The sequence below is a fragment of the Parerythrobacter lutipelagi genome (genome assembly GCF_005434975.1).
GTDB lineage: Bacteria > Pseudomonadota > Alphaproteobacteria > Sphingomonadales > Sphingomonadaceae > Parerythrobacter_A > Parerythrobacter_A lutipelagi.
This window is the reverse complement of sequence record NZ_SKCJ01000002.1, coordinates 82,749-102,917: the sequence shown is the minus strand read 5'-3', so window position 1 is coordinate 102,917 and position 20,169 is coordinate 82,749. Positions and strand designations below refer to the sequence as shown.

At 60.1% G+C, this 20,169-nt stretch carries 13 protein-coding genes; 7 read left to right on the top strand and 6 right to left on the bottom strand.

Features of this window, described 5'->3' with window-relative positions; genetic code table 11:
- Positions 1-6: 6 nt before the first annotated feature.
- Genes metH through E0502_RS08845 form a run of 4 tightly spaced genes read right to left on the bottom strand, consistent with a single transcriptional unit; the run spans position 7 to position 5,613 of the window.
- On the bottom strand, positions 7-2,634 hold the full coding sequence (gene metH, locus E0502_RS08860) for a methionine synthase (RefSeq protein ID WP_137677664.1): 2,628 nt from the start codon (positions 2,632-2,634) through the stop codon (positions 7-9).
- Positions 2,635-3,681 (bottom strand): homocysteine S-methyltransferase family protein, encoded by a 1,047-nt coding sequence (locus E0502_RS08855; protein ID WP_137677663.1) that lies wholly within the window; start codon positions 3,679-3,681, stop codon positions 2,635-2,637.
- Positions 3,678-4,607, bottom strand: coding sequence for a methylenetetrahydrofolate reductase [NAD(P)H] (metF, locus tag E0502_RS08850; protein WP_137677662.1), 930 nt, complete (start codon positions 4,605-4,607; stop codon positions 3,678-3,680). The genes E0502_RS08855 and metF overlap by 4 nt, the downstream gene beginning before the upstream one ends.
- Positions 4,608-4,614: 7 nt before the next feature.
- Entirely contained in the window at positions 4,615-5,613 is a 999-nt protein-coding gene (locus E0502_RS08845; RefSeq protein ID WP_137677661.1) for an ArsR/SmtB family transcription factor, read from the bottom strand.
- Positions 5,614-5,711: 98 nt separating this feature from the next.
- Here E0502_RS08845 and E0502_RS08840 point away from each other — a divergent pair, with 98 nt between their 5' ends.
- Positions 5,712-6,731 carry an aldo/keto reductase gene (locus E0502_RS08840; protein ID WP_137677660.1) on the top strand — a complete coding sequence of 340 codons (1,020 nt, stop codon included), beginning with the start codon at positions 5,712-5,714 and terminating at the stop codon, positions 6,729-6,731.
- On the opposite strand, the gene E0502_RS08835 is transcribed toward E0502_RS08840, so the two are convergent.
- Together E0502_RS08835 and E0502_RS08830 are read right to left on the bottom strand one after the other, a co-directional pair.
- On the bottom strand, positions 6,721-7,746 hold the full coding sequence (locus tag E0502_RS08835; RefSeq protein ID WP_137677659.1) for a LacI family DNA-binding transcriptional regulator: 1,026 nt from the start codon (positions 7,744-7,746) through the stop codon (positions 6,721-6,723). The two genes, E0502_RS08840 and E0502_RS08835, sit on opposite strands and share 11 nt — an antisense overlap.
- A 61-nt stretch (positions 7,747-7,807) precedes the next feature.
- On the bottom strand, positions 7,808-9,313 hold the full coding sequence (locus tag E0502_RS08830; RefSeq protein ID WP_137677658.1) for a tryptophan halogenase family protein: 1,506 nt from the start codon (positions 9,311-9,313) through the stop codon (positions 7,808-7,810).
- A gap of 202 nt (positions 9,314-9,515) precedes the next feature.
- On the opposite strand from E0502_RS08830, the gene E0502_RS08825 reads away from it, so the two are divergent.
- From E0502_RS08825 to E0502_RS08800, 6 genes are all read left to right on the top strand, one after another.
- The gene (locus E0502_RS08825) at positions 9,516-12,704 is read left to right on the top strand and encodes a TonB-dependent receptor (RefSeq protein ID WP_240048979.1); all 3,189 of its coding nucleotides are present in this window, start codon (positions 9,516-9,518) and stop codon (positions 12,702-12,704) included.
- A 96-nt stretch (positions 12,705-12,800) separates the two neighbouring features.
- On the top strand, positions 12,801-13,823 hold the full coding sequence (locus tag E0502_RS08820; protein WP_240048978.1) for a glycoside hydrolase family 16 protein: 1,023 nt from the start codon (positions 12,801-12,803) through the stop codon (positions 13,821-13,823).
- Positions 13,824-13,825: 2 nt separating this feature from the next.
- Positions 13,826-14,881: a LacI family DNA-binding transcriptional regulator gene (locus E0502_RS08815; protein ID WP_137677656.1), complete on the top strand. Its 1,056-nt coding sequence runs from the start codon at positions 13,826-13,828 to the stop codon at positions 14,879-14,881.
- Positions 14,874-16,109 carry an MFS transporter gene (locus tag E0502_RS08810; RefSeq protein WP_137677655.1) on the top strand — a complete coding sequence of 412 codons (1,236 nt, stop codon included), beginning with the start codon at positions 14,874-14,876 and terminating at the stop codon, positions 16,107-16,109. Before E0502_RS08815 ends, E0502_RS08810 begins: the two co-directional genes overlap by 8 nt.
- Before the next feature lie 144 nt (positions 16,110-16,253).
- Entirely contained in the window at positions 16,254-18,569 is a 2,316-nt protein-coding gene (locus tag E0502_RS08805; RefSeq protein ID WP_240048976.1) for a glycoside hydrolase family 3 protein, read from the top strand.
- An 88-nt stretch (positions 18,570-18,657) separates the two neighbouring features.
- Positions 18,658-20,082: a sugar MFS transporter gene (locus E0502_RS08800; RefSeq protein WP_137677654.1), complete on the top strand. Its 1,425-nt coding sequence runs from the start codon at positions 18,658-18,660 to the stop codon at positions 20,080-20,082.
- Positions 20,083-20,169: the final 87 nt, after the last annotated feature.

Below are 20,169 nucleotides of genomic sequence, written 5' to 3'. Positions count from 1 at the left end.
CGGTGTTCAGTCGAGGTTCGGTCGCAGCCATCGTTCGGCGGTCGCCATATCGACCCCGCGCCGCGCCGCATAGTCCTCAAGCTGGTCACGCCCGATACGGGCAACGCCGAAATACTGGCTTTCAGGGTGGCCGAAATAGAAGCCGCTCACCGCTGCCGTCGGCCACATGGCGAAATTCTCGGTCAGGGTCAGGCCGGCATTGGCCGGCGCGTCGAGCAGATCGAACAGGATCGGCTTGAGACTATGGTCAGGGCACGCAGGATAGCCCGGTGCCGGTCGGATGCCGCGATACTGTTCCTTGATCAGAGCCGTGCCGGTCAATTGCTCGTCGGGTGAATAGCCCCACAGGTCGGTCCGCACATGCTGGTGCAGCCGCTCGGCAAAGGCTTCGGCAAACCGGTCCGCCAGCGCCTTGAGCAGAATGTCGGAATAGTCGTCCTTGTCCGCGAGGAACTTCGCCGAGTGCGATTCAATCCCGTGAATGCCGACCGCGAAGCCGCCGATCCAGTCACCCGCCGGATCGATGAAATCCGCGAGGCACATGTTGGCCCGGTCGCGGCTCTTCTTGACCTGCTGCCGCAGGAAGGGGAGCACGACATGCTCCTCCTCGTCAGGCAGGTGGACGGTCACATCATCGCCATCTCGCGCGCACGGCCACAGGCCGGCAACGCCCTTGGCCGTGAGCCATTTTTCGCCGATAATCTGGTCGAGCATGGCCGTTGCATCATCGAACAATTGCTGCGCAGTTTCGCCGACCACATCGTCAGTCAGGATCGCTGGATAATTGCCGTGGAGCTCCCATGCGCGGAAGAATGGCGTCCAGTCGATGTACTCGCGCAGATCCGCCAGATCCCAGTCGCCGAAGGTGTGAAGACCTGGCTGGAGCGGCGGCGCGGGCTTGTCGCTGAGAAACCCGTCATAAAAATTTGCCCTCGCTTCCTCGAGACTGAGAAGCACGCTTTGCGCTTTGCCTTCTCGCGCCTGGCGAACCTTGTCATATTCGCTTGCAGTGCCGGTAACGAAGTCATCCTTCTGCGTGTCGGACAGGAGGCGACTCGCGACTCCCACCGCACGGCTGGCATCCAGCACGTGAATAACCGGCCCTTCATAGGCCGGGTCGATCCGCAACGCTGTGTGGACCTTGCTGGTCGTGGCCCCGCCGATCAGCAGCGGCAAGTCCAGCCCGGAACCCTGCATCTCTTCGGCGACCGTCACCATCTCGTCGAGCGAAGGCGTGATCAGGCCGGATAGCCCGATAATATCGGCCTTTTCTTCGCGCGCCACTTCGAGGATTTTCTGCCACGGCACCATCACGCCGAGGTCGACCACATCATAGCCGTTACACTGAAGAACCACGCCGACGATGTTTTTGCCGATATCGTGCACATCGCCCTTCACCGTCGCCATCACGATCTTGCCCTTGGCTTTGCGCTGGGACTCGGGAAGCAGGTCTTTTTCCGCTTCGATGAAAGGAATAAGGTGCGCGACTGCCTTCTTCATCACGCGGGCGGATTTCACCACCTGGGGCAGGAACATCTTGCCGCTGCCGAAGAGGTCGCCAACGACATTCATCCCGTCCATCAGCGGCCCTTCGATCACTTCGATCGGCCTTCCGCCCTGATCTTCACGGCCCTGGCGCGCTTCTTCGGTATCTTCGACGACATAGGCGTCGATGCCTTTGACCAGCGCATGTTCGAGCCGGCGTTCGACCGGCCAGCCGCGCCATTCCTCCGCCTCTTTTTCCGCCCGCAGATCGACACCCTTGTAGCTTTCAGCAAGGTCGATCAGCCGTTCGGTCGCATCCGGGCGGCGCATCAGGATCACATCTTCACACGCTTCCCGCAGCGTGGCATCGATCTGGTCGTAAACGTCGAGCTGGCCGGCATTGACGATCGCCATGTCGAGCCCGGCCGGAATCGCGTGGTAGAGAAACACCGAATGCATCGCGCGGCGCACAGTCTCGTTCCCGCGAAAGCTGAAACTGAGGTTGGACAGGCCACCACTGGTTTTCGCGTGCGGACACGCGGCCTTGATTTCCGCCACTGCCTCGAGAAAGTCGAGACCGTAACGATCGTGTTCTTCTATCCCCGTCGCCACAGCGAAGATGTTGGGATCGAAAATGATGTCTTCCGCCGGAAAACCCATGCCGGTCAGCAAATCGTAAGCGCGTTTGCAGATATCCACCTTGCGCTGCTTCGTATCCGCTTGCCCTGTTTCGTCGAACGCCATGACGACGACTGCCGCGCCATAAGCCATGCAAATCCGGGCGTGTTCGAGAAACGCCTCTTCGCCTTCCTTCATGCTGATCGAGTTGACGATCGGCTTGCCGGAGACGCATTTCAGCCCGGCTTCGATGACTTCGAACTTGGAGCTGTCGACCATCACCGGCACGCTGGCAATATCGGGCTCGGCAGCAATCAGCTTGAGGAACGTGGTCATGGCTTCGACCGCATCGAGCAGTCCTTCGTCCATGTTGACGTCGATCACCTGCGCGCCGTTCTCGACCTGCTGGCGCGCGACTTCCACAGCCGTGGCGTAGTCGCCCGACATGATCAGTTTCTTGAATCGGGCGGACCCGGTCACGTTGGTGCGTTCGCCGATATTGACGAAGCGAGCTGTCGAATTCTGAGTCATTTATGCTGCGATCGTAAAGGGTTCGAGGCCGGCGAGGCGCATTTCAGGTTCAAGCGAAGGGATCTGCCGTGGCTCCAGGCCACCGACCGCTTTGGCGATGGCCGCGATATGTGCAGGGGTCGAGCCGCAACATCCGCCGAGGATATTGGCACGGCCGCTGTCCGCCCACTGGCGAACCAGTGATGCGGTTGTCTCAGGCAGTTCGTCATACTCGCCCAGCTCGTTGGGCAGACCCGCATTGGGGTAGACCATCAGCAATGTGTCCGCGATTGCGGACAGCAGCTGGACATGCGGGCGGAGCTGTTCCGCGCCGAAGCTGCAGTTGAGGCCGATGGTCACCGGCTTCGCGTGCCGCACAGTGTACCAGAATGCTTCGACCGTATGGCCCGACAGGTTGCGTCCGGACAGGTCGGTCAGAGTCAATGAGATCATCAGCGGAACATCGCGGCCCAGATCGGCCTCGAGCTGCTTCACCGCCATAATGGCAGCTTTGCAGTTCAGCGTGTCGAACACGGTTTCGATCAGGATCGTATCCACCCCGCCTTCGACGAGAGCTGCGGCCTGTTCTCGGTAGACCGATACGATGTCATCGAAGCTGACTTCGCGAAAACCGGGGTCTTCGACATTCGGGCTGAGCGACAAGGTTTTGTTCGTCGGCCCCATGGCTCCGCAGACGAAGCGCTTGCGCCCATCCTTTGCAGTAGCAGCTTCGCAGGCATCCCGGATCACTTTGGCAGCAGCGATGTTGATTTCACGCACCAGGCCTTCCGCGCCATAATCGGCCTGGCTGATGCGGTTGGCGTTGAAGGTGTTGGTCGCAAGGACGGTAGAACCGGCAGCAAGATATTCGTCACAGATGGAACGGATCACCTGTGGCTGGGTCAAATTGACCAGGTCGTTGTTGCCCTTCTGATCATGCGTCAGTCCGGTGTCGCCCGCATAATCCGCTTCCGACAGTTTCGCGTTCTGGATCGCGGTGCCATAGGGTCCGTCCTTGATCAGGATGCGCTGCGCCGCTTCGGCCAGCAATTCTTCGCGCACGCTCATGCGGATATCTCCTTTGGCCGCATCCCGAGCATGTGGCAGATCGCGTAACTCAGCTCGGCACGGTTGAGTGTGTAGAAGTGGAACTGGCGCACACCGCCAGCATAGAGGCGGCGGCAAAGTTCGGCAGCGATCGTCGCGCTGACCAGCTGGCGCGATTCAGGGCGTTCATCGAGACCGTCGAACAGGCCTTCCATCCAGGTCGGTATATCCGTCCCGCACAGCCCGCTCATCCGCTGAACCGCAGCAAAGCTGAGGACCGGCATCACGCCCGGCACAATCTCGCCCACGATACCCGCAGCCGCAGCACGGTCGCGGAATTCGAAGAAGCATTTGGTGTTGAAGAAGAACTGCGTAATCGCGCGCGTGGCCCCGGCGTCGAATTTGGCTTTCAGATTGTCGAGATCGGCCTGCGCGTCGGGGCTGTCGGGATGGACTTCCGGATAGGCAGCAACGGAAATCTCGAAATCGGCCACGTCCTTCAGACCGGCGATCAGCTCGACCGCATTGGCATAGCCGCCTGGATGCGGGGTATAGACGCCGCTGCCATCGGGCGAGTCGCCGCGCAGTGCCACGATGTGGCGAATGCCCTCTTCCCAGTAATGACGCGCAACTTCGTTCACTTCTTCCTTGGTTGCCGCGACGCATGTGAGGTGGGCTGCGGCAGGAATTCCCGCTTCCTTCTGGATGCGCACCACCTGTTCATGGGTACGCTCGCGGGTCGACCCGCCCGCTCCGTAGGTTACCGAAGCAAACCGGGGGCCGAGCGGCTTCAGCGTTTCGACGCTGTGCCACAGGGTTTCGCCCATCTTGTCGCTCTTGGGCGGGAAGAATTCAAACGACACGTCGATATCGCCCGGCAATCCCTTGAACAGCGGACTGTCGAGTGCCGTGCGCGCTTCATGCATCTGGTCGAGAGTCGGGCTCATGCGTTACTCACCGGGCGATTTTCCTCTTGATTGATTTTTCGTCCGCGCTGGCCGGGGCGCCTTGGCGCGTGCCGAGCCAGATCTTGACGACCAGCTCGCCGCCTTCCAGCGCGATTGGATCGCTTGGAACGTATCCTGCTTCGGTCAGCAGCGTGTAAATGGCACCATCTGTAAAGCCGAGCCGCGCGTGCGCATATCGTTCGCGCAATTCCTCGTGACCATGGGCTGCGAAATCGACAATCGCGATGCGCCCTCCCGGACAGGTCACGCGTGCGGCTTCAGTCAACGCAACGGAAGGGTCCTGAGCGAAATGGAGCACCTGATGGAGCAGCACTGTGTCGAACGTATGCGCCGTGAACGGCAGTGCTGCAAAATCGCCCTGCACCAGTTCGACTGTATCAGCGGGCAGGTTCTGCAGCTTTGCGCGGGCGAAGCGCAGCATGTCGAGACTCTTGTCCAGCGCTACGATCCGCTCTGCCTTCTCGGCAAACAATTCGGCCATCCGCCCGGTGCCTGTTCCGACATCGAGCAACTGACCGAGCGGAGCATCGCCCAGCGCCGCCACGAGCCGGTTCTCCACCAGCTGGTCCGGACTATGCAGTTGGCGCAGCTGGTCCCAGTCTTCCGCATGGCGCGCGAAATAGGCTTCCGCACTGCTTTCGCGCGCAGAGCGGATCGCCGCCAGGTTGTGGCGATCATCTTCGCAAGACCTGGCAAAATCGGCATCTTCCCGCTCAGCGGTGGCCAGCAGCCGGTCGACTGCTTCGCCGACAGGGTTTCCGCGCTCCTTGCCGATCGCAGCACGGAGGAACACCCAGCTTCCTTCGCGGTGCCGCTCCGCAAGGCCTGCATCGCACAGGATGCCGACATGGCGCGAGACGCGCGGCTGGCTTTGGCCGAGCACCTGCGCCATTTCCCCCACCGCCAGCTCCATCGCGGACAGCAACCGCATGATCCGCAGCCTGGTAGGGTCGGCAAGGGCCCGCATGATCGCTTCGATGTGCATTCTGGCAGGGCATATAAAGAATTCTTTATATGTGCAAGGCGCCGCAGTTGCAGGTCCGGCTACTTCGGCTATGCCAACACGAAAGGGAGCTATCGACGATGCAATATGTCCAGTTCGGGAACACCGGCCTTACTGTTTCGAAACTCTGCCTCGGCTGCATGAGTTTCGGCGATGCGGCCAAGGAAGGCCACGACTGGGCAATGGACCTTGAAAGCTCGCGCCCGTTTTTCCGCCAGGCGCTCGAAGCAGGGATCAATTTCTTCGACACCGCCAACGCCTATTCTGGCCGATCGAGCGAGGAATTCACCGGCAAGCTGCTGAAGGAAATGGCCAATCGCGACGAGATCGTGATCGCTACCAAGGGCTTCTTCCGCTGGCGGCAGGCGCCCAACACCGGCGGACTATCGGCCAAGGCGCTGATCCACGCGGTCGACGACAGTCTGCGGCGGCTCGGCACCGATTACATCGACCTGTACCAGATCCACCGGCTCGACCCGAACACACCGATGGAGGAAATCGTCGAGACTCTCGATGCCATCGTTCGGAGCGGGAAAGTCCGCTATGTCGGCGCTTCCAGCATGTATGCGTGGCAATTCCAGAAAATGCTGCATCTCGCGGAAAGTGCCGGCCTCAGGCAATTCATCTCCATGCAGAACTACGTCAACCTGCTCTACCGCGAAGAAGAGCGTGAAATGCTGCCACTTTGCGCCGATCGGAAAATTGCCGTCATGCCGTGGAGCCCGCTTGCTCGCGGCAAGCTCACCCGCCCGTGGGACAGCTCGACAGAGCGCTCCGAAAGCGATCTGGTGGGCAAAGCGCTTTACGCCCGCACGCAGGAGAATGACCGGCAGATCGTCGAAGCCGTCGAAGCCGTGGCAAAACAGCGTGGACTACCCATGGCTCAGATCGCGCTTGCATGGGTGTTGCAGAAGCCTGAAGTGACCAGCCCGATCATCGGCGCGACGAAGGCGAAGCATATTGACGATGCCGTGGCGGCGCTCGATCTCCATCTGACCGAGGACGAGATCAAACAGCTCGAAGCACCGTACCAGCCGCATCCGGTCATGGGCTTGTTCGCCATGCCCCCGGCAGAGCTGAAAGTGACAGTCAGGCCCTGACGCTGCCCCTGCTTAGCAAATGAACCGGAACACGCCGCTCGTCCGGGCTGCGCTTGTCGCCAAGGACACTGCGCACCAGCATGCTACCTGCGATTTCAAAATCCGGTTCGATACTGGTCAAAGGCGGCGTGCTGTATGAACCGGCACGAATGCCATCGAAGCCGATAATGCCGCACTGGTCCGGCACGGCAATGCCGCGCCTGGCAAGCTCCTCCAGAGCGCCCAGCGCAATATTGTCATTCGCCACGAACAACGCGTCGAATTCAATGCCTGCGTCGATCAGTGAAGATACCGCCTTGCGGCCCTGCTCTTCCCGGCTGTCGGATTCGTCGATCGCTTCGAGTTGCGGCTCAAGTCCGGCTTTCTCCATCGCCGCCGCATACCCTTCGTAACGCTCGGCGAACTGGCGGTGAGGTGAAGTGGTCGTGCCGACATGCACGATCTTGCGATACCCGGCTTCGAGCAAACTATGGGTCGCGATCTGACCGCCTTCGAAGTTGTCCGACCGCACCCATTCGATGTCTTCGTAGGGCGAACTCCAGAACGTCAGCGTAGCGCCCCGATCGTCCAGCTCGCGAAAATAGGCCCATGCTGCATCATTGGTGGTCGTGCCGATTACAATCACGCCATCGGCCTGACCGCGCTCCTGATATCGACCGGAAAGCGATTCCGGATCCGACTGGAAAGAGACCAGTGTTTCATAACCCGCCTCCGCAGCCGCAGCGCTGACCGATCCAAGCAGCGAGAAATAGAACGGGTTGATGTCCGACACCGCCGTTTCCCTGCGGCAGATCATCACCACGGCAATGGTTCCGGTTTGGCCCCGGCGCAGCATCGCAGCCCGCGCATCGACGACATATCCCAGCTTTTCCGCCGCCGCGACGACCTTCGCACGCGTTTCCTCGGTTATCGCGCTGGATCCTGCCAGAGCGCGCGAAACGGTCGACTGGCTGACACCGGCTTCGGCGGCAACGTCAAACGAAGTGACGCGGTGTGGCGCAGTTGTTCGTGTCATGCCCTCTCCCGGCGTTCCACAGGCCAATCACCCGCTTGCGCCGAGAATGCAAGACCCGCACCTACATTGAAGCCGGACAGTACTTGGCCAGATAGTCTGCATGGTTCGGCATGTGCTGGACCAGGAAGCGGATCGAGCGTTCGATCTCGTCGACTTCCTTCTTCAGCTCCATGCTGCCCAACGTGTCGGCCATCGCATTGTGGCCGCCCATCTGGACCCCCTGTCCCATCATGACCGCTGCCCAGCTTGTTTCAGTAAACAGCTCGTCGTCCTCGCGGAAAATCTGGCCGTTGCTGCGAAACAAGTCCATCTTCTCGGTCAGGCTGTCGGGCACGTCCATGGTCCGGCAATAATTCCAGAACTCGGAGTCGTCGCGAGCTGTCGCCTTGTAGTGCAGGATCAGGAAGTCGCGGATCTTGTCATATTCCTTGCCGGTGAGACGATTGAAGGCGTCTTCCTGCGCCTGAGTAATCCCGTCCAGCGAAAGCAGCGCGACAAGCTTGTTGATGCCGGTGTTGACCAGATGGATCGATGTCGACTCCAGCGGCTCCATGAATCCGGCGGAAAGGCCGAGCGCGATCACATTCTTGTTCCAGAACTTCTTGCGCCGTCCGGTGACGAAACGCAGGAAATTCGGCTCGGCAGTTGGCTTGCCGGCCATATGTTTGACCAGAATGTCGTGCGCTTCGTCCGCTTCCATATATTCGCTGCAATAGACGTGACCGTTGCCGTTGCGCGTCTGGAGCGGAACCTGCCACTGCCAGCCCGCTGAATGGGCCATGGCGCGGGTGTACGGCGGCGGCGGGCCGCCATCATCGCGGTTGCACGGCAAAGCGACCGCACGGTTGCAAGGAAGATAATGCGACCAGTCGTCATATCCGGTTTCCAGCGCCTGTTCGATCAGCAGCCCTCTGAAACCGGAGCAATCGATAAACAGGTCGCCTTCGATCACGGCGTCATCGTCCATTGTCAGCGATGCGACATAGCCGCTCTCGCTATCCAGTGTGACATCGGCCACCCGGCCTTCACGGCGCACGACGCCGCGCTTTTCGGCGTATTTGCGCAGGAACTGCGCGTACGCGGTGGCATCGATGTGATAAGCGTAATTGACCGGCGGCAGATCGTCGCGCTGATAATCTTCCGTGCGGGCAAACTTGCCGAAATGAGCAGCCATGGTCTCGACATTGAAGACCTGGATTGGCCGCTTGTCCCCGGCCTGACGGTATTTGTGCCACACGTGATGGAAGGAAACACCTTCGATTTCGTAGCCGTAATTGCCGAACGGGTGGATATAGCTGTCGCCGAGCTTGCCCCAGTTGATGAACTGAATGCCAAGCTTGAAGGTGCCCTGCACCGCAGAGAGCATCTCCGCCTCGCCAAGTTCCAGCAGCCGGTTGAAATCGACAAACGGAGGGATCGTCGCTTCACCAACGCCAACCGTGCCGATCTGTTCGGACTCGACGAGGATGATTTCCACATCGCGCCCGGTTTTCAGGCGGCTCAGCGTGGCAGCCGCCATCCATCCCGCTGTACCGCCGCCGACTATAATAATGCGTTCAATCGCCATGCCTGTTCCTGTTCCGGTTTAACCCGATGGCCTTGAAGCCCGATTCCGCTCTGCCCGCAAGAGGCGGGCCCGGAGGAAAGTGTTGCAGACTTCTAACACTGGCAAGTCAAATTGTGAACGTTCATTTTTATGGTTGTGAACGCTCCCAATCAGGGTTAGGCGCAGACCGAGAATACAAGAATTTTACGCGATGGAGGGGTATGTGACTCGCAATTTCCGCACTTTAGAATCCGAATCGGGCAAGCGTAACTGGGCGCTTGGCACCGCATCAAGCCTGGCAATCTGCCTTGCGCTTGGTACGCCTGCCGCAGCGCAGGAGGCCCCTGCCGACACTGATGCGACTGAAGACGCGACTGCGGATGACGGTGCGATTATCGTCAGCGGCTATCGCGCTTCGCTTGAATCCGCGCAGGATTTCAAGGAAAACGCAGACACCGTCGTCGACGTTATTACTGCGGAAGACATTGGCGCGCTGGCCGACCGCTCGGTCGCCGAAGCGCTGCAACGCGTACCCGGCGTAAACATCTCGCGCTTCGAACAGCGTGACGATCCCGACCGCTTCTCGGTCGAAGGGTCCAACGTGATCATTCGCGGCCTGCCCTATGTTCTTTCGAACCTGAACGGGCGCGACATCTTCTCGGCCAATGGCGGACGCACCCTGTCGTTCAACGATGTTTCGCCAGAGCTGCTCGGCCGCGTCGAAATCTACAAGAATGTCAGCGCCGACATGATCGAAGGCAATATTTCGGGCCTCGTCAATCTCGTCACCCGCAAGCCGCTTGATCAAGATGGTTTCCACATCGCCGGTACGGTCGAAGTCAATGTCGGCGACATGGCGGAAGAATGGTCGCCCGGTTTCTCCGGCCTTGTTTCCAACACCTGGAACACGGATGTCGGCACCTTCGGAATCCAGTTCGGTTATGCCCAGCAAGAGCTCGTGACGCGCACGGACGCCTCGCAGCTGACCGATCCTTGCTACCGCGCCGATACGCTTGACGGAGCGTGTTTTCGCGTCGCCAATGTCAATTCGGGCGGCTATTTCGGCAACCCCAATTTTGACGCCACGAATTTCCCGCCAGCCAATTCGGTCGTCGTGCCGAAGGGCGCCGGCGTCCGCACAACCACCCTCGAACGTGACCGCCAAGCCTATTCCGGTGTTGCGCAGTGGGAAAGCAATGACGGCAGCGCGCTGGTCACTCTCGAGTACCTGCGTGCTGAAACGCAGGGTGCGCTGGATGAGTTCGCCGTGCTGGCGCTCGTCAATGACGACAACCTGTTCCCCGTCCCGGTCGCCGGCACCACGCCGACGTTCGAGAACGGCATCTTCCAGAGCGGCAATCTGACGCAATTCCAGCCGTTCAATGGCGGCTTCGGGATTCCGACCGAATTGCTGCGCTTCCAGCGTGAAGACGAAGCAACGACCGAGGATTTCTCGATCGACATCGACCTTGCTCCGACAGATCGCCTGCGCTTCAATTTCGAAGTTCAGCACATCAAGTCCGACCGTACCGAAGACGGCTTCATCTCCGCGATGCAGACCTACACGGACCTGTTCATCGACAACACCAGCGGCACGCCGCAGGTGCAGTTCTTCGAGCCGACCACGCAGGGCGATTCGACCGGCTACTTCAATGATCCGTCAGCGACCTTCTATTGGTTCCTGCTCGACAATCAGGTCCGCAACGAAGGTGAGCTCACCTCGATGCGGTTTGACGCCGAATACGACGTCAGCGACACCGGCTTCCTGCGGACCGCCAAATTCGGCGCCCGGTTTGCCGACCGTGAGCGTATCACCCGCAGTGCGAACTTCTCGAACTGGGGCAACCTTGGTGCACCGTGGACCGGTCGCGGCGGCAACTGGAACTGCCAGGACTTCCAGCGTTTCGGATGTGGCGGCGCCTATGTCTTCGACTTCCCGGAAAGCGCGCAAATCCGTAATCCGTTCGGGGACAACTTCCAGCGCGGCAACGTGCCAATTCCACTCGGCAACGGTTCTGCCTTCTTCTTCGGCGGCGACAATCTAGTCGACGAATATCTCAACGGAACCGTCGATCAGGTCGCCGATGATATCAACGCGTTCACGCTGACCCCGAACCCATACGGCACGATCAGCCAGCGCAATGGCCTTGTCGACGGCACGAACTTCCTGCCGGGCGAAATTTCCGACGTCGAAGAATCGACCAATGCGTTCTACGCCCGGTTCGATTTCGGCAGCGACTTCAGCAATGGCTGGGAACTGTCGGGCAATATCGGCCTGCGCTATGTCGACACGACTGTTCGGACCGAAGGCGAGATCAATTTCCCCTTCGCGAACTTCTTCGATACGGACGGCAACAATCGGGTCTCCGTGGCTGAGATCAACGCCGCCTGTAACAATGCCCAACAGCAACAACCGAACCAGCAGCTCCCAGGATACTGCTCGCTTTCCGACGCTCGCAAGGCGGAGTTTGCGGCAACGTTCACCGGCGCGGTGATTGACGACAGTGAGAACATCAACTTCGACAACTGGTTGCCGAGCGCCAACGTCAAGCTCGACTTCGGTGGCGGTCTGCTGGCACGCTTTGCAGTGTCGAAGGGCATCTCTCGCCCGGATCTCGCTGCCTTCCGTACCGGTGGTTCGATCTTCGACAACACGACGGATCTGCGTCAAGCCGGGACTCAGGCACTCGAAACAGGGCCGCTGTTCCAGATCTTCACCGGCAACCGCTTGCTGACGCCGATCGAATCCTGGAACTACGATCTCAGCCTCGAGTATTATTTCGATGATGTGGGTTCGGTTACGGCCGCGTTCTTCTACAAGGAATTCGACAACCTGTTCGGTGACGGGCCGACAGTTCGGCCTTTCACCGATCCAGGCGGCATCACAACCGATGTCGAGGTCAACGGTCCGATCAACTTCGGCTCCGCGAAGCTGAAGGGTGTCGAGCTCGCCTATCAGGACGTGTTCGAGTTCCTTCCCGCTCCGCTCGACGGACTGGGTACGCAGCTGACCTACACCTATATCGATTCGAAGGACTTCAGCAGTTCGGGCGATGTCTTCGGTGAATTGCCGCAGCCGGGTGTTTCCAAGCATACGGTCAATGCGACAGTGTTCTACGAGAAGGGCCCGGTATCTGCCCGTGCCGCCTACAACTGGCGGTCGGACTTCCTGCAGACTCCGCGCGACGTGATCTTCCCGTTCTCGCCGATTTACGGCGAATCGACCGGACAGCTTGACGCATCGATCTTCTTCTCTGTCACGGATCAGATCAAACTCGGTGTCCAGGGCGTCAACCTGCTCGACGAAGTAACCAAGACCAGCTCGGTCGTCGATTTCGATGGAAACCGGATTATCCGTTCGGCCTATCGCAATGACCGCCGCTTCACCTTCCTGGCGCGCTTCGACTTCTAAGGTCGGCCCGCCTGTGATGTAGCAATTCCGGGCCCCCGTTTGTGCGGGGGCCCGTTTTTGTTTGCGATTGAAATCCGAATATGGGCGGAGTGCGAAATGCCTGCGATCAATCGAATTCTCGCTGCCGTATTGGCATTCTTTCTCGCTGCTTGCGGAAACTCTCTGACGAGCGACAAGCAGACTGAGGTCATCGACCAGGTATCGCTCCCCGCGCCGGGAGAGGGACGTATGCCCGCACTTGAAAGTGGCTGGGACCTTGTCTGGTCGGATGAATTCGACGGCGCTCTTATCGACACCGGAAAATGGAGCCTGGTGGCCGATTGCTGGGGCGGCGGCAACGAAGAGCGGCAATGCTATGTCGACAGGTCGGACAACGCATCGCTCGAAGATGGCAAGCTTGTGATCACCGCGCTGAGGCAAGAACATACCGGCGCAGCCTGGCCGGACCATATGCGCGGCAGTGTTCCGGATGCCGATGCACAGGCAACCAAGCCATTCACCTCGGCCAAGCTCGTCACGAAGGGTAAGGCCTCTTGGCGCTATGGGCGGATCGAAGTCTCGGCCCGCTTCCCGCAAGGCCAAGGCACCTGGCCGGCGATCTGGATGCTCCCGCAGGACGATGCCTATGGCGGCTGGGCAGCCTCGGGCGAAATTGACATTCTCGAGACGGTCAACCTCGGCGTTGATTGCGATGAATGTCCGGGCGGACGAGAGAATACGATCCTGGGCACCCTGCACTTTGGCGGCGAATGGCCGGACAACGCCTTCAACAGCACGGAAACACACGCACCCGCGGTACTCGACGGCCAGTTCCACACATATGGAATCATCTGGGCACCGGGCGTTATCGAATGGACTTTCGACGGCGTGGTTTTTGCGCGCAAGCAAGCGGGCGACTGGTGGAGCGGCAATGCACAGCATGCCAAAGCGCCCTTCGACCAGCCGTTCTACCTCATCTTGAACCTTGCGATTGGCGGCGGTTTGCCTGAAGGAAGGGGGCTTGGCGGTGTTTCGGAGGCAGGCTTCCCGAAACGCATGGAAGTTGACTGGGTCCGGGTGTGGGAATGCAATCCCGACCTGGCAGCGAAGCGCCATTGCGCTTCGAAGCAGGGGGAATAATCATGGCGCGGCGCAGGCAGGCCGTCACCATCAAACACGTAGCAGCCGACGCAGGTGTTTCGTTGCAGACTGTCAGCCGGGTCATCAACGACGGGCCGAATGTCCGCCCGGCAATGCGCGAGCGTGTTCAGGCTTCGATCGAGAAGCTCGGCTATGTTCCGTCGATTGCAGCCCAGCGGATGAGCGGTGCGAAATCCTATCTGATCCTGGCGCTCAATGATCGCGAGCGGACCATTGCAGACTGGCGCAAACGCGAAGGCGGCGACTGGGTCGACCAGATGCTTCTGGGCGGCATGCTGAAATGCGCCGAGTACGGATACCGCATGATCATCGAGCTGGTCGACACGCACAACGACCATGTCGAACGCGAACTTGGCGCAGCGATCGCTGCTTTGCAGCCCGATGGCGTGATTCTCACCCCGCCCCACTCCGAAAACCCCTTGATCACCAAGCTGCTGGCAGAGAGGCACATTCCTTTTGCGCGGATCGGCACGAGGGCCAGCGGACCCGGCATCGCACTGACGATGGATGACCAGGGTTCCGCGCGCAAAGCTACGCAACATCTGCTGGAGCTCGGACATCGGCGGATCGGGTTCATTGCGGGACCGGCGGACTATTCGCTGAGCGGTCGGCGCGAAAAAGGCTGGCGCAGCGAAATGGTCAATGCGGGGATCGATGTTGAAGATCTCTACGCAGTAGGTGATTTCGGTTTCGATTCCGGTCTTCGTGCTGCTCGCAAACTGCTCCAGCAATCGTCACCGCCAACAGCCATCCTCGCGAGCAACGACCAGATGGCGCTCGGCGCGATGCAGGTCGCCCGCGAAATGGGGCTTTCCATTCCGCACAACCTATCGTTGATCAGTTTCGACAACACGCCAGTGGTCCGGTTTACGAAGCCGCCATTGACGGCAGTCGACCAGCCAATTGCCGAAACCGCATCGCGTGCAGTCGAACTGCTGATCGGCAACGCGAAGGCAGGCGATGAACCGCTGGTCATAGAAGGCTCGCTGGTCATGCGTGAATCGACCGCGCCGCCTGCCCGGCCCGGAAATGAGTGACGCGGACGTTCGACAAAGCCGGCGCTTCCTTCTGCTCTACGGTATGGCGGCCGCCGGCGGCGCGGTCGCTTACGTGCCATTCCTGACAGTCCTGCTGCCCGTCAGGATCAACGAGCTTTCCGGAAGCGACAATATCGAATGGCTCGCCATGGTCACTTTCGGCGGCGCGATCGCAGCAAGTCTCGCGAACATCGGATTTGGCTGGCTGAGCGATTGGACCAGGCGCAGGCGCTTGTGGATTGCATTGGGGCTCGCCCTGTCCTGCGTCCTGTTGGTGGCGGTTGCGCAAGCGACGACCTTGTGGACTCTGATTGGCATCGTCTTCTGCTGGCAAATCTCGCTCAACATGATGCTTGCTCCGCTCGCCGCCTGGGCTGGCGACAGCGTTCCGGACAATCAGAAAGGATTGCTGGGAGGATTGCTGGCGTTCGCGCCCGCGCTTGGCGCATTAAGCGGCGCACTTGTAACCATGCCCGGCCTGGCGGCGCAGGATTTCCGGCTCGTGCTGGTCGCCGGGCTTGCTCTGGCGATGGTTGCGCCGGTTTTGGTATTCGGCAATCCGAAGCGGATGCCGCACCTTATGCGTTCAGCGCAGACCGCCGGACAGAACGGACGAGAAGCAACCGGATCGGGTCCGACCGCCGCGTGGAGCCAGACACTCCGTCAGAAAGCTGGCAACATTGTTTCGCGCATGTGGCTTGCACGTTTGCTAGTCCAGATCGCAGAGGCCGCCCTGTTCGCTTACCTGTTTTTCTGGCTGCGCACTTTCATCCCCGATTTTTCGGACAGCAGCACGGCACGGTTGTTCGGGGTGACGCTGGCGATTGCGATCCCGTTCTCTTTTCTTGCCGGTTGGTGGGCTGATCGGAAGAGCCGCCCCATCTTGCCCTTGGCGATTTCAGCCGGTCTCGGCTCTGTCGGCCTCGGCATCATGGCGCTGGCGCCAAATCTTGCAGCCGGAATTGTTGGCTATGTCGTTTTCAGTGTCGCAGCGAGCGTCTTCCTCGCCCAGCATTCCAGTCAAGTTCTGCAAGTCCTGCCGACCCCTGAAAGACGAGCGAGAGATCTGGGGATTTTTAACCTTACCAACACAGTACCGTCGTTGATCATGCCATGGATTGCGCTCGCCCTGGTGCCGAATTTCGGGTTCTCGGGACTGTTTGCCCTGCTCGCGGTACTGGCCGCAGTGGCGAGTACTCTGCTACTGCGCGCCAATCGCAAAACTTAGCCGCTTGATTTCCCTGTCCGACCGTGCCAATCGTCCTGTTTGAGAACGTTCCCAAGAAGTATTGGAGGGGTTGGGATGTATCGCGGATTTTCAGCGTTTGGATTGGCTCTGGCGCTGGCAGCATGTGCGGCTCCATCGGCGCAAATGGCGCCCGTTGCGGCTTCTGCCGAAGCAACCGCCACGCTTACCGAAGATCAGATGGTCGCAGCGATACTTGCCCGGATGTCGGTCGAACGCAAAGTCGGCCAGCTGATCCAGCCGCAGATAAATTCCTTCACTGCCGCAGACATGGAGCGCTATCGCTTCGGCAGCTACCTCAATGGCGGCAATGGCGGGCCTTACGGCGATGAATTCGCGCCAGCTTCCGAATGGCTCCGGCTAGCCGACGAAATGTACGAAGCATCGACCCGGCCGCTACCGGGCGATGAGCCGGTAATCCCGACCATATGGGGCACGGATGCGGTTCACGGGCACACGAATGTGATCGGCGCGACGATTTTCCCGCACAATATCGGGCTGGGAGCGACCGGCGATCCCGAGATCGTGCGGCAGATCGGTGCGGCAACCGCGACCGAGATCGAGATCACCGGAATCGACTGGAATTTTTCGCCAACCGTCGCAATTGCGCGCGATGATCGCTGGGGCCGCACCTACGAAAGCTATTCGGAAGATCCGCAAATCGTTGCTCGGATGGGCAAGGCATTGCTCGAGGGACTGCAGGGCGAAAAGGGTTCTGACGACTTTCTCGGGCGCGGGCGCGTGATTGCAACCGCCAAGCACTTTTTTGGCGACGGCGGAACAGACCAAGGCATCGATACCGGCGACGTTAACGGCGATATCGATGAACTGAAGACGATCCACGCAGTCCCTTACCCCGTCGCAATCGATGCCGGCGTGCAATCGGTGATGGCGAGCTTCAACTCGATCAACGGCCGCAAGATGCACGGCAACAAGGATTTGCTGACCGGCGTCCTGCGCGAAGAGATGGGCTTCGACGGGTTGGTGGTGGGTGACTGGAACGGCCATGGACAGGTCAAGGGTTGCACCGTGACCGACTGCCCGCAGGCCCTGCTGGCTGGGCTCGACATCTATATGGTCCCCGACGAGTGGAAGGATTTGATCGAGAACCTGGTCGCTCAGGTCGAAGACGGGACAATCCCGATGGAACGCCTTGACGAGGCGGTCGGCCGTATCCTCAAGGTCAAGATGCGCGCCGGGATCATGGGACCGGGCGCTGTCAAACCGTCGCTGCGCCCCAATGCGGGGGAATATGACAAGCTCGGCATGGCTGCACACCGTGCGGTCGCCCGGGAGGCTGTCGCCAAGTCGCAAGTGATCCTCAAGAACAACGGTGTTCTGCCGCTCAAGGCCGATGCAAACATCCTCGTCGCGGGCAAGGCTGCCGACAGCATCCAGCAAGCAGCTGGTGGATGGACCCTGACATGGCAGGGCGGGAGCGAACTCACCAACGATTACTTCCCCGGTGCCACTTCGATTTACCGCGGGATCGCCGATGAAGTTGAAGCGGCAGGCGGCAGTGTCGTGCTGTCCGAAGGCGCGGATCTGCCGAGCGGTTCGGTCGATGCGGCTATCGTGGTCTTCGGCGAAGAACCCTATGCGGAATTCTACGGTGACCGGAAGAATCTGGCCTTCCCCGATACCGAAGGCCTCGAACTGATCGGCAAGCTTAAAGCGGCGAACATTCCGGTGGTGGCGGTGTTCCTCTCTGGTCGCCCCTTGTGGATGAACCGCGAGCTCAACGCGGCTGACGGCTTTGTTGCAAGCTGGCTTCCGGGAAGTGAGGGCGCAGGCGTTTCGGACATTCTGTTCGGCAAGCGCGAGGCCACTGGACGATTGTCTTTCAGCTGGCCTGCAGAATGCGGCGGTACGCCGGTCAACGGTGCTGCGGGCGCACTGTTTCCGCGCGGCTATGGTCTTTCTCTGGCAGAGCGTTCCGCTACCGCTATGCTCGACGAATCCTGCGGCTACCTTGCGCAGGGACCATCGGCTGCGTGGTACGAGGCCGGACGGCTGTATCCCGGCATCACCGCCAATGCGGGCGGCACGGATTTGCCGAATCTTCGCGGCGAAGCTGGCGGCATCGTGTCCCGCGGGATTGACCGTGAGCGGCAGGAAGATGCGCGTGAGATCACCTTCGGTCCGGGTGCAAGCCTTACGCTTGCGCAGGACGGTGCCGGCTCCGGCGCGTACCGTATTCTCTACAACATCGCCAATCAGCCGGCCGGGAAAGTCACACTTGCGGTGGGAGATGACGTGGTCGACATCACCCGCAACCTCGCCTTGAGTGCAGGCAAGGGCTGGCGCGAGATGATTGTGTCGGCAGACTGCGTCCCCGGGCTGGAAGACAGCATAACGATAACAAGCGACGCGCCGCTGGTCCTGCAAATCGGACGCGTCGCGCGCGAGGAAATGCCGGACGGAACGGAGTGTTCGTTCTAAAGATTGTTTCGAATTCTGATGGACTGACGATAGAGAAGCACTGGTCCATCGGCATCGCCAGCAAGGCGAATTCTTGGGAGGAATATTGATGGCTTTGGCACCCGACGTTGCATCGAGCACTGACCCGCGTCCCGTCATCGATGACGATGCGCCGCCGGTCGATGCGCCGGGCTTGCAATATTTCGTCTTCGGGTTGTTTTTCATCTTCGGCGGCATCACGTCACTCAACGATGTTCTGATCCCGAAGCTGCGAGAGCTGTTTACTCTTTCCTACACGGAAGCGATGCTGGTGCAGTTCTGCTTCTTTGCGGCGTATCTGCTGATCGGAATTCCGGGGGCGAAGCTCGTCAAGAAGATCGGCTACATGCGCGGAGCGGTGGCGGGTCTCGCGACCATGATCCTGGGCTGCCTGCTGTTCATTCCGGCAAGCCAGACAGCCACCTATGCCCTTTTTCTCGGCGCGTTGTTCATCCTCGCGAGCGGGGTGGTCATCGTCCAGGTGGTGGCCAACCCACTCATCAGTCTGCTTGGGCCGCCCTCGACGACGCACAGCCGCCTGACCTTTGCGCAAGCTTTCAACTCGCTAGGCACGACGGTCTTCCCGATCGTGGGCGCAGCGCTCATTCTCGGTTCTCTGGCAAACGTCAGTGCGGAGGATCTCGAAGGTGCAGCCTTGCAGGCCTACCGCGCAGCGGAGAGCGAAGCGATCTGGCAGGGCTATCTTGGGGTTGCCGTGCTGATCGCACTGGTCGCAGCGGCGGTCTGGATGTTCCGCAACCGCTTGCCGCATGACTCGTCAGTTATGGGCGATGGCGAGTTGGTCTCGAACGGACGCTATTTGATGGGGCTGGCGTTGGTCGCTGCGGGCGCTTTTCTCTCGGTACAGGTCAATGCTTGGCTGGGTATGGCGGTCATTCTTGCGGCTCCCGTGCTATGGCTTTATGACAACGCTCTGTTGCGGGGACGCAAGCGCTTCGCTTTCGGCGCGCTGTGCATCTTTTTGTACGTCGGCGGCGAAGTCGCCATCGGCTCGATCATCATTAATTATCTTTCTACGGAGCGGGTTCTTGGCCAGCCGGAAAGTGTGATCGGCTGGATGATCGGAATATACTGGTTCGGCGCCATGGTTGGCCGTTTCATCGGCTCAGCGGCGCTGCGTGTGTTCAGCCCGGGCAAGATCCTCGCCTTCAACGCAATCGGCGCCATCCTGCTGATCATTGTCTCGACCCAGACTTCGGGTGAAGTTGCCGCGTACACGCTGCTGGCCGTGGGCCTGATGAACTCGATCATGTTCCCGACGATCTTCTCGCTCGCCTGCGAGAAGCTTGGCCCGCAGGCAGCGGACGGTTCGGGCATCATCAACGTCGCCATTTTTGGCGGTGCCGTGGTGCCCCTGCTCTACGGCGTGGTGGCCGATGCGACCGGGGGGAACCTTGCCTTGGCGATGATCATCCCGATCATCTGTTATGCGATCATCGCTGGTTTTGGGATATTCGCCAGACGGCCTGCCTAACCCCTTCTACCATCAGGACTCTTGCTGCGGGTCGCCCTTCGTCACCGAAGGGCGACCCGTAAACATTTGTAAATTGGCAGTCCTTTC